The organism is Bradyrhizobium sp. OK095, from assembly GCF_900109945.1.
Taxonomy (GTDB): Bacteria; Pseudomonadota; Alphaproteobacteria; order Rhizobiales; family Xanthobacteraceae; genus Bradyrhizobium.
The window spans coordinates 922242-934688 of record NZ_FOBX01000001.1 but is presented as its reverse complement, the minus strand read 5'-3'; the positions used below and the strand labels follow the sequence as shown (position 1 = coordinate 934688).

Annotated in this window: 9 protein-coding genes; 6 read left to right on the top strand and 3 right to left on the bottom strand. The window is 60.9% G+C overall.

Annotated features, from left to right (window positions below):
• The first annotated feature begins 53 nt into the window (after positions 1 to 53).
• Entirely contained in the window at positions 54 to 1277 is a 1224-nt protein-coding gene (locus BMW89_RS04415) for a phenylacetate--CoA ligase family protein (protein WP_143062713.1), read from the top strand.
• 55 nt (positions 1278 to 1332) lie between these two features.
• Here the strand turns inward: BMW89_RS04415 and BMW89_RS04410 are convergent, their stop codons facing one another.
• On the bottom strand, positions 1333 to 3195 hold the full coding sequence (locus BMW89_RS04410; protein WP_143062712.1) for a hypothetical protein: 1863 nt from the start codon (positions 3193 to 3195) through the stop codon (positions 1333 to 1335).
• A 370-nt stretch (positions 3196 to 3565) separates the two neighbouring features.
• Positions 3566 to 5203, bottom strand: coding sequence for a carbamoyltransferase family protein (locus tag BMW89_RS04405; RefSeq protein WP_092023018.1), 1638 nt, complete (start codon positions 5201 to 5203; stop codon positions 3566 to 3568).
• Between the two features lie 246 nt (positions 5204 to 5449).
• Between BMW89_RS04405 and BMW89_RS04400 the strand changes: the two genes are divergently transcribed.
• The 4 genes from BMW89_RS04400 to BMW89_RS04385 are packed head-to-tail and all read left to right on the top strand — an operon-like array spanning position 5450 to position 8717.
• On the top strand, positions 5450 to 6331 hold the full coding sequence (locus BMW89_RS04400; protein ID WP_177195812.1) for an SDR family oxidoreductase: 882 nt from the start codon (positions 5450 to 5452) through the stop codon (positions 6329 to 6331).
• On the top strand, positions 6328 to 7419 hold the full coding sequence (locus BMW89_RS04395) for an N-acetylneuraminate synthase family protein (RefSeq protein WP_092023014.1): 1092 nt from the start codon (positions 6328 to 6330) through the stop codon (positions 7417 to 7419). Before BMW89_RS04400 ends, BMW89_RS04395 begins: the two co-directional genes overlap by 4 nt.
• Positions 7416 to 7976 carry a GNAT family N-acetyltransferase gene (locus BMW89_RS04390; RefSeq protein ID WP_092023012.1) on the top strand — a complete coding sequence of 187 codons (561 nt, stop codon included), beginning with the start codon at positions 7416 to 7418 and terminating at the stop codon, positions 7974 to 7976. Before BMW89_RS04395 ends, BMW89_RS04390 begins: the two co-directional genes overlap by 4 nt.
• Entirely contained in the window at positions 7977 to 8717 is a 741-nt protein-coding gene (locus BMW89_RS04385; protein WP_092023010.1) for a cytidylyltransferase domain-containing protein, read from the top strand. It begins immediately after the preceding gene.
• Here the strand turns inward: BMW89_RS04385 and BMW89_RS04380 are convergent.
• Positions 8714 to 10675: a hypothetical protein gene (locus BMW89_RS04380; RefSeq protein ID WP_092023008.1), complete on the bottom strand. Its 1962-nt coding sequence runs from the start codon at positions 10673 to 10675 to the stop codon at positions 8714 to 8716. The two genes, BMW89_RS04385 and BMW89_RS04380, sit on opposite strands and share 4 nt — an antisense overlap.
• Before the next feature lie 372 nt (positions 10676 to 11047).
• Between BMW89_RS04380 and BMW89_RS04375 the strand changes: the two genes are divergently transcribed.
• On the top strand, positions 11048 to 12445 hold the full coding sequence (locus tag BMW89_RS04375) for a GHMP family kinase ATP-binding protein (RefSeq protein WP_092023006.1): 1398 nt from the start codon (positions 11048 to 11050) through the stop codon (positions 12443 to 12445).
• Positions 12446 to 12447 lie beyond the last annotated feature (2 nt).

Genomic DNA, 12447 nt, shown 5'->3' with positions numbered 1-12447 from the left:
GATACCCATGACGGCGGCAGCGCGCAACGGATGCCAACCGGGAAAGATCAGCCATGACCGCCCATTACGACGCCCGCGAGACGCGCGAACAGGCCGCGCGCGAGGCCGATCTGTTCTCCCGCCTGCCGGACGTGCTGCGTGGCGCGATGACCGCGCCAGCCTATGCCGAGCGGCTGAGGGGGCTCGATCCCGCCTCGGTGACCTCCAGGGCGGCACTGGCGGGCCTGCCGGTGCTGCGCAAATCGGAGCTTCCGGCACTGCACAAGGCCTCAGCGCCCTTCGGCGGCTTGGTGGCAGCGGCTCCCGGCTCGTTCGCCCGCCTGTTCACCTCACCGGGGCCGATCTTCGAGCCGGAGGGCCGGCAGGCCGATCCCTGGCGCGGTGCGCGAGCGCTGTTCGCGGCCGGGTTCCGGCCCAATGACATCGTGCTCAACACCTTCAGCTACCACCTCACCCCCGGCGGCTTCATCTTCGATGCGTCGGCGCGCGCGCTCGGCTGCGCGGTGATCCCGGCCGGGCCCGGCAATGCCGAGCAGCAATTCGAGCTGATCGAGGCCTATCGTCCGGTCGGCTACAGCGGCACGCCGGACTTTTTGAAGATCCTGCTCGACGCCGCGGCAGCCGCAGGCCGCGACATCTCGTCGATCAAGCGCGCGCTGGTTTCGGGTGCGGCGTTCCCGCCCTCGCTCCAGGCCGAGATCAAGGCGCGCGGCATCGACGCCTATCAGGCCTTCGGCACCGCCGATCTCGGCCTCATCGCCTTCGAGACCGAGGCGCGCGACGGCATGGTCGTGAACGAGGATCTGATCATGGAGATCGTCAAGCCCGGCACCGGCGATCCCGTGGCGCCGGGCGACGTCGGCGAGATCGTCGTCACCTCGCTCGATCCGCACCATCCCTGGATTCGCCTCGCGCTCGGCGACCTCACAGCCGCGCTGCCGGGTCCGAGCCGTTGCGGTCGCACCAACATGCGCATCAAGGGCTGGATGGGCCGCGCCGACCAGACCACCAAGGTCAAGGGCATGTTCGTCCGCCCCGAGCAGATCGCCGAGATCGGCAAGCGCCATCCCGCGCTCGGCCGCCTGCGCCTCGTCGTCACCCGCCAGGGCGAGACCGACGCGATGACGCTGAAAGCCGAGACGGGCACTTCAGGCGATGCGCTGCGCGAAGAGATCGCCGCCAGCTTGCGCGTGGTGACGAAACTCGGCGGGAGCGTCGAACTGGTCCGCCCCGGGGCACTGCCGAACGACGGCAAGGTGATCGCGGACGAGCGGTAGGGAAAGAGTTCCGACTCGCCGAGCAGGCGATTGCGATCGCAAGGACAACTAAAAATCACCGATCGCCCGCGGGCGCTGAAACCAGGAACCTGATGAATTCGGTTCGCAGCGAGCAGGCTTTAACTGCGCTCTCCTCGGAGACCGGCGCATCCTCGAAGCCCGCCGCAAGCGAGGTTGGCTCAATCTTGTCAATGCCTCGAATATCTCCCAAGCCGCGGTAGAGCGGAACGCATACACTCGCGGGGAGACGGTCGAGATCAAATTGCATCAGTGCTCCTTCCCTGACGAGTCGCATCGATCCCCAAGGCGTTGAGAGGTTCGGCCCCTGGACAAGTGTCTGCGGCACCTCGATCGAACGATTGTTCAGGTCCGAAAGCCGGATCTCACCGGCAGGCATTTGCCCAATGTTGCGTTGAAGGCCCGGCAGAAATCTCGAGAACGCCGCCAGGAACTCAGTCGGCGGTTCAATCCTCAAACGAACTGTCTGCTTTCCATAGAACCGCGCTATGCAATCGTTCGGCAGCCTGTCCGGGTTCTCAACAAGATCCTGATTTGCCAACAAGGGCGGAAATACGAGAAGCGGTGAAACCAGGACGTCTTTGTCGCCCGGCAGCGACAAGCGAGCGTGGCGCGCCATGCTCGCCAGCCAAAAAGGTCCGACGGATGCGCGATCACGGCCGAGACGTTGAGCCGCTGCGCCATCGGAGAGAGCCCACCAGCTCGCGCCGCTGAGCGCAACGACGATCAGTGCTGCCAGCGCCGATCCGAGCGGCTGCGTTCGGGGTAACACGTCCCTTATCCGTGCACCCAACCAGTTTGAAGCAAAGCAGACCGAAAAAGTCAGGCCCGCGATCAACAGACCCTCGACCTCGTTACGAGCACGAGAAGCCAGGTTCTCCGCGGCAGAGTATCGGCCGATAAAGTGAGCCACGTAGGCACAGAGCGCCGCTCCGAAAAGCAAGTAGACACTCACGACGACCAAATGTCCTAGCCGAGCCTGTCGCCACTCTGGCTTAGACAGTGAAAACGCCGCAACTCCGACCAGCCAGATAATGACCTCCGGAGCCGCAAAGACGTGGTTGATCGACTGAGTAAAGTCAGAGACAGCCAGCTGGAGGGACTGCTCAAGCGCGCCGCCGGCCGAATACTGCGCTCGTCGAACAGCATTACCCGGTGCGAACAGGACCACCGCCCCAGTCGCAACCGTCACCGACGCCAAAATCGCGTGTTCCAACGCCTGAAGATTGGCTCTTTGCGTAAGCCAACGCAGCAGGAACGACCCGAGTATCCATCCCAACACCCAGACGGGAGTAAATTCATTGCACAGAGATGCAATGGCGCAGGCGGCGGCCAGCCAATAGATCGTGGCCGCATCCAAGCGCCGCTGATCAAAAAGAGCAACCGAGAGTTCGGCGATGATCAAAATGACCAGCGCTTCTGGAATCGTGTAGCAGGTGACTCCCGGCAGCCAGTACAGCATTTCCCGCGGGCTCGGTGCGGTCGACACCAGGATGGCAGCGAAAAGGAAACCGAAGAATAGTTGCTCCGACCTAGATTTGTGTGGCCATAACCGTCGCATCACGAACAGCATGGCCAACACAAAGCAGACTGCCAGGAGCAAAAGGAAGAGCTCGTAGAAGCTGAAATAGTCGACGCCAATGACGCGGCCAAGCTTGGCGGGAATTTGCATAAGCGAGAGAGGAACAACACGTCCTCCCACGTACCTGTACCATTGAATTACCGTCTCGAAGAATCCCGCCTGGTCGGAGAAGCAGAAATCATCAGTCTCGGGAATGCTCCTGAGGGTGAGGAGCAGGAACGTCCCCAGAAACCAAAGTGGGACCACGGACGCGCAAATCGCCAAATACCGCAACTTCGCCGGTGTCCGTTCAGGCTCGCCAACGCTGGAAAATTTCATCAACGCCCCCACCGGGCGGACGGGTTTCGACCACAAAGCGCGCCGCAGATCTGCGAGCCTGAGGATATCTTGTTCATTGCAGGACCACTTCTCCGGTAACCGAAGCCAAATCCATCTAGAAAGGTGTGTTCATAATACATCTATCGCTGATTGCAAAACCCACCATGGCTCTTGAGAACGGGTACGCGTCATCGCGCAGCGTAATCTCGTCGTTCGCGACGGCGGGCGAAGCGCACCAACCTACACATGTCCGGCAGATGGGAGATCTTTGCCGGCCCGCGACTCGTCCTCCGCATCTTCTACGGGACAAGGCGCCGCGCGCATTCGCCGCGGGGCTCTGTGGGACGATGTGGCGCCAAGCCACCTGTACTCAGCTCGACTTCGACAGCCGATAGTTGCCCAGATACAACACATCGAGCCCCGAGCAGAAATACGTGTGTAGCGCCTCCAGCGGCGCATTCACCGTGGGCTGCTCGTTGATGTTGAGGCTGGTGTTGATCAGAACCGGCAGCGAGGTCGCTTTCGCGAACTCGCCGATGAGGCGGCTATAGAGCGGATTGCTGTCGGCATGGACGCTCTGGATGCGCGCAGTGTTGTCGACATGGACCACCGCCGGCATGGTCTCGGCCACTTTCTCATTGACCGGAAACGTGACCACCATGAACGGCGCGTCGAACGTGTCCTCGAAATACTCGGCCTGGCGCTCGTACAGCACCGACGGGCAGAACGGGCGGAATTCCTCGCGATATTTGATGGTGAGGTTGATGCGGTCCTTCATGCTGGCCTGGCGAGGATCGGCCAGAATCGAGCGATTGCCGAGCGCGCGCGGTCCGTACTCCATCCGCCCCTGGAACCAGCCCACCGTCTTCTGCTCCGCCAGATCGGTGACGCAGCTTGCCACGGGATCGTCGAGCAGTTCGAAACGCGCACCGATCTTGTCGAGCGTCTCGCGGATCGTATCGTTGGAGTATTCAGGTCCCCAGTACGCGTGAGACAGCGGCGAGATAGTGTGGCCCGCCTCCGCACATTTCATCATCGCAGCGCCCAGCGCCACGCCCGCATCGTGCGGCACCGGCGGAACATAGAGACGCTTCACAGACGGCTCCGCCGCGATCTCCATGTTCATCTTGCAGTTCAGCCCGACGCCGCCGGCGATGCAGACATCGCCGCAGCCGGTCTCGGCGATCGCCGACCGGATCACTTCGGTGGTGACGATCTCAAGCTGCTTCTGGCCGCTCGCTGCGATGTTGGTCATGCGCTGGTCGAGCGGCGCGCCGCGCAAGCGTCGCGGCCCGAGAATCTCCTCCATCTTCTCGGTGAAGATGCGCTCCTGCCGCGTTGAAAAGTCGCTGGTGTAGATGTCCGCGTCGCGCCGGCGCTTGTCGAGTTCGGGATCGAGCTCGTAGTTGATCCCGTTCGGACGCAACAGCTTGGCGAACTTGTCCAGATAGTCGGGGCTGCCGTAGGAGGACAGGCCCATGACCTTGTACTCGTCATTGGTCATCTGATAGCCGAGATACTGAGTCAGCATCCCGTAATAGAGCCCTAGACTGTTTTGGCGGCCGAACCGTGTCAGCACGCGAAAGTCGTTGCCGCGTGCATGCGCGACGAAACCGGAGCTGGAATCGCCCGAGAAGTCGAAGCACGCAACCGTCGCTTCGGAGAAACCGGAGCCGTAAAACGAGCTCGCGGCGTGGCAGAGATGATGGTCGTAGAGCTCGATCTTCGGGCTGTGGCCGAACTGGTACTTGAAGTATTCGATCAGACGCTGCGTGTAGTTGGTGTAGGTCTTCAGCGGCGAGCAGATCCAGTCGACGTCGCGCATGGTGATGCCGGCCTGCTTCAGGCAGAAACCGATCGCCCCACGGGGCAGCTCGCCGCGCGCATGCTTGGCGAGCGTGAAACGCTCCTCCTCGGCGGCGGCGATCAACTCGCCGTCGCGCAGCAGCACCGCCGCGCCATCGTGGTGGCCGTGCTTGATCCCCGAGCTGATTCCGATCACATACATGCCTGCATACCTCTAGGGCGCGTTCTATAGGAACTTAAGGCAATGTAAATCAGGCAAGAGTGGCGATTTTGCCTGCAAGCGGCATCGCGCCAAGCTTGCTTTTGCTCTCCCGGGACCAGACTGACCAAGCGGGAGGCCGCCTGTAACAATTGCGGTGGGTGAAGGCATTGCCTAGTCCGGATTGCCAATCTCCCATCGCCGCCATACAAGCAACTATCAGATGAAACCTTGCTAGGAAGAACTCGATTGAACGCAGGAAAAACAAGCTTGCTTGTCTTCGGTGCGACAGGTCTTCTCGGTCAAGCGATCGTTAAGGAAGGCCGGCGGCGAGGCGTCGACCTTGCAGGGGCTGCGCGCAAGGGCGCCGACTTTGCTGTCGATCTGGCCGACACGCAACACATCGCCGAACTGTTTGGGCATCTCGCGCCCACGCTGGTCATTAATGCTGCGGCTAACACCAATCTGGAGAGTTGCGAACGCGATCCAGGCGGCGCCTATCTGGTGAACGCCCGTGCCGTTGCCGTCATGGCCGAGCAATGCCGGACCACCGGAGCCAGATTTATCCACGTCTCGACCGACCATTTTTTTACCGGTGACGGCCCCGGTCTTCATACGGAAGATAGCCCTGTCGCGCTGGTTAACGAATATGCGCGGTCCAAATATGCGGGTGAGGCGTTTGCTCGGGCGTTGCCGGACAGCCTCGTGATCAGGACCAATATCACGGGCTTTCGCGGCTGGTCCTCGCAGCCGACATTCGCGGAATGGGCGGTGGACGCAATCTTGAATCGCCGCCCGCTAGGGCTTTTTGACGATTTCTACACATCGACCATTGATGCCGATGCTTGTTCCCGATGGCTTTTCCGGCTCATCGACGCTGAGGCGATTGGCCTCATCAACCTCGCCTCCCGAACGGTTTCCAGCAAATTTCAATTCATCCACGCGCTTGCGGCAGCATTGGGTGTAGAATTAGATTGGGCCGATGTTGCTTCGGTGCGCAGTCTCCCCACCGTACGCGCCGAAAGCGTCGGACTGGACGTCAGTAAAGCCGAACGCCTGCTGGGGCACTTGCTACCGACTCTCGAAGACGTTTGCGCTGCTCTTGCTTCTGAACATAGGACTCGTCGATGAACTACGATACGGAGTTGAAGATCGGCGGCCGCTTGCTCGCCATCGATCGCCCCGCTTATTTCATTGCCGACATCGCGGCAAATCACGACGGGGATTTGCAGCGCGCGAAGGACTTGATCCGTCGCGCCAAGGACGCCGGCGCAGATGCCGCCAAATTCCAGCATTTCAATGCGCCGAAGATCGTCAGCGATTACGGCTTTCGCAATCTCGGGGGCGCGAAGTCGCATCAGGCCAAATGGGATCGGCCCGTCTTCGAGGTCTACAAGCAATACAGCCTCAACAACGACTGGAACCAGACGTTGTGGGAAACGGCCCGCGAGGTCGGCATCGACTGGATGACGACACCGTATGACCAGGAAGCAACCGACCGCGTCGTTGATCTGCTTCCGGCGTTTAAGATCGGTTCAGGTGACATCACCTGGCTTGAATCGATCGAATACATTGCCTCGAAGGGCAAGCCGGTATTGCTGGCGACAGGAGCCTCGAGCCTGTTCGAGGTCGAGGAGGCGGTCAACGCCGTGCTGGCCGTCAACCGCCAGCTTTGCCTGCTTCAATGCAACACCAATTACACCGGCGAATTGGAAAATTTCAAATACGTCAATCTGCGGGTGCTGCAGGCGTTTGCGCTGCATTGGCCCGGGATGCCGCTCGGGTTGTCAGATCACACGCCCGGGCACGCCTCGGTGCTCGGCGCCATCGCGCTTGGCGCACGTGCGATCGAAAAGCATTTTACCGACGATACGACACGCAAGGGTCCGGACCACGGGTTTGCAATGGACCCGAGGACCTGGCGCGAGATGGTCGATCGCTCGCGCGAGCTGGAATATGCGCTCGGCGACGGCATCAAGCGCGTCGAGGGCAACGAACAGGATGCCGCCGTCGTGCAGCGGCGCGCGGTCCGGCTGAAGCAGGATTTGCCGGCCGGGACCGTGTTGAAAGCCGATCATCTCGAGTGTCTTCGGCCGGCACCAGCCGGTTCGATCGCGCCGTCCCGCATTGGTACCGTGCTCGGGCGGCGCCTGATCTGCGACAAGGTGGGAGGCCAAGAGCTGACGCAGCAAGATCTGGCCGAGGTGGAAAGCAAATGATCAGGGGCAAACACGTTGGCCTGAGAGCGATCGAACCCAGCGACCTTGAGCAATTGCTTGCCTGGCGCAATCAACCCGAACTCCGGCGCTATTTTCGCGAATTTCGCGAACTGAGCAGCACCCAGCAGCAACAATGGTACGACGGCAAAGTCGTTAATGACCCGAGCACCCGCATGTTCGCGATCGTCGATGCAGCGAGCGGAAAGCTGATGGGGGCCTGTGGGCTCTGCTACATCGACTGGATCAACCGGACAGCCGATTTCTCGATCTACATCGGTCATGATCGTCTCTACATCGACGACGTCTATGCCGTCGATGCAGGGACCCAGCTACTGAAATTCGGCTTCGAGGAATTGGCGCTTCATCGCATCTGGTGCGAAATCTATGATTTCGACGAAGCCAAGACGGCGTTCTTGCCGCGGCTTGGTTTTACCCTGGACGGACGCCACCGTCAGACGCATTGGGCGGAAGGGGCGTGGCACGACTCCCTGTTTTTCGGCATTCTGGTCGACGAATTTTCGCCAAAGCAGATCGAGGCCGGGAAATCGCGGGGCTGAATGTCGTTTAGAACAACCATTATCATTCAGGCCCGGATCTCGTCCTCGCGATTGCCGGGCAAGGTGTTGAAGGATCTGTGCGGCGAGCCGATGCTGTTGCGCCAGATCGAGCGCGTCAGGGCGTGCCGCATGGCCGACCAGATCGTCGTTGCCACCAGTGACGAAGCAAGCGACGATCCCGTCGCCGAGTTCTGTGCAACGTCTCGCATCGCCTGCTTCCGTGGCAGCCTTGGCAACGTGCTCAGCCGGTATCACGCTGCTGCCGTGGCGTTCGGGCCAACGGAGCACGTGGTACGGCTGACCGCCGATTGCCCACTGGCGGACCCTGATGTGATCGATGCCTGCATTGCGCTGCATTTGGCGAACGGCGCCGACTACACTTCAAACAAGCTTGGGTCCGCAACCGAGCTGGGACCGACCTATCCAATTGGCCTGGACGTCGAGGTCATGACGTTCGAGGGACTCGATCGCGTACATCGTGTCGCCAGCGACGCCTACGATCTGGAGCATGTCACGCCGCACTTCTATCGCAACCCGTCACAGTACTCACTGATGCCTCTGCGATACCCAACGGACCTGTCGAAGCTGCGCTGGACGGTGGACTATCCGGCCGATCTCGAATTCGTAAGGTCGGTGTTTTCGCAGCTGTTGTCGAAAGGCCGCGTTTTCCGGTGGCACGAGATTTTAGACCTGGTTCGAGCAAACCCTGAAATCGCGGCGATTAACGCCGCTCACAGCTAATCTTTGCCCTGCTGGCCGCCACAATCGATCTTTCGGACAACGGCCAACGCCGAGAGAACGAACACGGTCTTCAACTCCGACTTGGCTGCCCGGACACAAAGTTCGGAGTCCGTCGAGGGCTGGGAAACTGCATCGGGCGGGTAGGCAGGGAAGCCATAATACCGCTCGTTGGAGCATTCGGGCAGAAAGGGATTGAGGCCTCGTAGCATCGGTACGCCGAGGACCGCCGGAATCACGAATGAAGTGGCACGGCAATCTCTGTATATTGACCAGTAGAGCGAATTTTCCGGCGGGACGAAGACGGCGGCACCAGGCGTTTGGGGCACGCCGGCATCCTGCAGCGTTTGCAGCGATTGGGCCCTCGCCAACCGCTTCACGTCGCTCCCGAGCGCGCGGCGCGCCCAATGATTTGGGGCGAGCAGCGCAACGAGGCGTTGCCAATCGCCCTTTTCAGGGACCGCACCCTCTCCAAGATAACCACGCGTGCGCGCCCGAAGCTCGACGAGTTCGTCGGCGAATACGCCTGGACTGTTTGTCTTTTGATCCGTGTCCAGCGTTACGAGCAGGATCGCGGCAACGATGAACTCCGGCCTGAAAAATTTCGGGATCCAGCGGTAGAGAACTGGGCCGCCATAGGCAGCAATGAACACAACCGCCGCGAACGTTCCGACGTTGACGAAGTAGTAGGCGGCAGCACCGGGAACCTCCAGCAACAACGCAGGAAGCGTTGCGGCAATGGCGATGATCGTGAAAGCCTCAGCGCATTTCCTGTCCTGTAGCTTCCCCAAGCCCCACACCGCGACGGCGGCACAAACTAGCGCGAGATTTGCGACGATGTTTGGCCACGCGCCCTCGGGATAGTCGCCAACAAAGCGTAAGGGATCGAACCAAAGTGCCATTCCGCCAAAGGCCCAAAACAAAACTGCGGCGAGGAGCGCAGCGGGCACGAAGTACAGAGCGCACAATTTGACGAAGGCCGTCGGAGACAAGCATTGCCGCAACGTCAAATAGCCGACCACTGCGCAGAACACCATGCCGACAGAAAGCTTGGAGAGCGCCATCAGGGTCGCAGCGATGACGAGGCATGAGAGTTGGCGGCCGAGACCGTGAGGCTTTTCGGTTCGCGCCAACTCCGCCACCAAAGGCAAAGCCAGCAGAAAGATGATCATCGCGAGAAAATATGATTCCGATACAAGATAGTTCGTCCATCCCCACAGTTCGGAGATCAACAGCAACAGCAGCGGAAACAGCACGACCAGTGCGCCATTGGCGAGCCGCTTTCCGGGTGGCCGCAGCAAGTAGCTGGCAAGCGACAGGCTGAAAAACAGCAGCGGGATGCCGACGACCTGCGCGCCGACATAGTAGCTGTTAAGCGTATCCGTGCCCAGCCAGAGACCCAGACAGCCCAACCAAATATGCGACAGAAAGTAATACTTGATCGACACGAAGCCATCGAGACCGGTACTCAACGCGCCCTGTTTGATCAGCATATTCGCGATCGACGCATGGAACAGCGTGTCCAGGTTTTGAACGCCCACAAGCGTTTGCTCTGGGGAGAGCACGGTGGCCAAGCCCAGGGAATTGACCAACAGGAAGTAGCCAAGCCCGGCAAGGACTCCAGACCCCACGGCCGGCAAGGATTGATTGAACGGCATGCGGAGCCTTGCCGCAACAGTTTGTGCGATGCCGGTCGCGAACAAGCCAAGCAGTAGGGGGTACACGACAAGATCGACCGCACGGCCAAACGGCCAGACGAGGCATGGCAGAAACATCACCGCCAGGACGGACATCAGCACGAGTGCGTGGGACCCGCCACGCCGTTCTACCCTCCCCACGGTCAGGATCGCCGCAGAGATGACGGCTCCCAGCAGCAGGAAAGCCTTGACGAAGACGAACCAGTGCGGACTCCCCAATGGCCATCGCACGATGGCGCACATCACCGCGGAAGCCGCCGACATGCTCCATCCGAAAATTGCGGCAAAGCAGACGGGGTTTGACGGTGACACAGCGAGCGGCCAGACACCGACGGGACCTGGCGCGGGAAACCACGGCTCCAGATAGTGTTCAGCAGCCTCCACGCGAGCGAACCTGTTCCCCGACCCCGGACTTGAATGTTCCATGCCCGACGCTTTCGACAACGCCGGCGCAAGCCGCCCTCGAAATAGCGTCCCAGCGGCCCTAGCGGCTAGCATAGGCTGCCAAAATTCACCACTCCACGAGAACTTGCATGATCTGCCCCCCTACCGTATCTAACGAGCCGAAAATAGAGGCTTTTCCGGACGGCTCGTCCCAGAACCGGGGCCGGATTGCAACCTTTTGGACACAGGACCTTGGCAGACAAGAGCCACCTCACCATTGCCGAGACTGAACCGATCTCCGAAGCATTTCGGCGTCTCAACGCCAATAAGCTAGGAATCCTGTTTGCCGAGGATGCTGAGGGACGAATCGTCGGCGCGGTGACGGACGGCGACATTCGCCGGCGACTGCTGACAGGGATGTCGGTCGGCGATCAGGTCGCGAACTGCGTCAATCGGGAATTCGTCTGGGCGCGCGCCGGGGCCCCCCGCGAGCAAATCCTCAAACTGCTCGATCAACGGGTGCATGTCGTCCCGATCCTCGATGCGGACAGACGGCTGATCGACGTGTTCAGCCGAGACCTCTTCAACCTAAGCGACGAAAGCGAAGTGTTCGCTCGCGCGCGCTCGCCGGTGCGGATCAGTTTTTCCGGCGGCGGCACCGACCTCACGCACTACTTCGTCGACAATGGCGGAGCGGTGATCAACGCGACGATCGCGATGTACGCGCACGCGACGCTGCGCAGGCGAAACGACGGGCGGATCCGGATCTACTCCCACGACTTCCGCTGCAGCATCGAGGCCGATAATCTCGCCGGTCTCGGCAGCGATGGCGAACTGGCCCTGATCAAATCGGTGGTCCGCCTGATCCAGCCGGCCTACGGATTTGATCTCGAAGTTTCCGCCGACTTCCCGGTCGGATCCGGTCTCGGCGGCTCGGCGGTGGTGTCTTCGGCCATCATCGGCTGCTTCAACGAGTTCCGGTCCGATCAATGGGACCGCCACGAGATCGCGGAAATGGCCTTTCAGGCAGAGCGTCTGATGCTGAACATTCCCGGCGGCTGGCAGGACCAGTATGCGACGGTGTTCGGCGGCTTCAACCACATGGAGTTCTCCTCGGAACAGAACACCATCGTCCCGCTTCGCCTCGATTCCAGCATCATCGCGGAACTCGAGGAAAGCCTGGTGCTTTGCTACACGGGCTTCAATCACGACTCCGGCGCCGTCCATCGCGATCAGAAGGCCCAGTATCAGACCAACGACGCGGTCGCAGCAGCAGCCAAGCAGAAGGAAGTGACGCGTGAAATCCGACACCATTTGCTGCGCGGCCAGCTTCTGGAGTGTGGCCGCCTGATCGACGAAGCTTGGCACGCCAAACGCCGCTTCAGTGCCAAGATCAGCTCGACCGAGCTCGATGCCGTCTACGATCATGCCAAGGCCAACGGCGCGGTGGGCGGCAAATTGCTTGGTGCTGGCGGAGGCGGCTATTTCATGTTCTTTGTCCGTCCATTCGAACGCTACCCGCTGATCACAGCGCTGGAGGGCAACGGTTTGCGCTGCTCCCGCATTGCGTTCGAGGAGCACGGCCTGCGAACCTGGAAATCGCGGTTTCCGACGCTATCGGCAGACGACGTCGCGCAGCGCCGACGGTGATC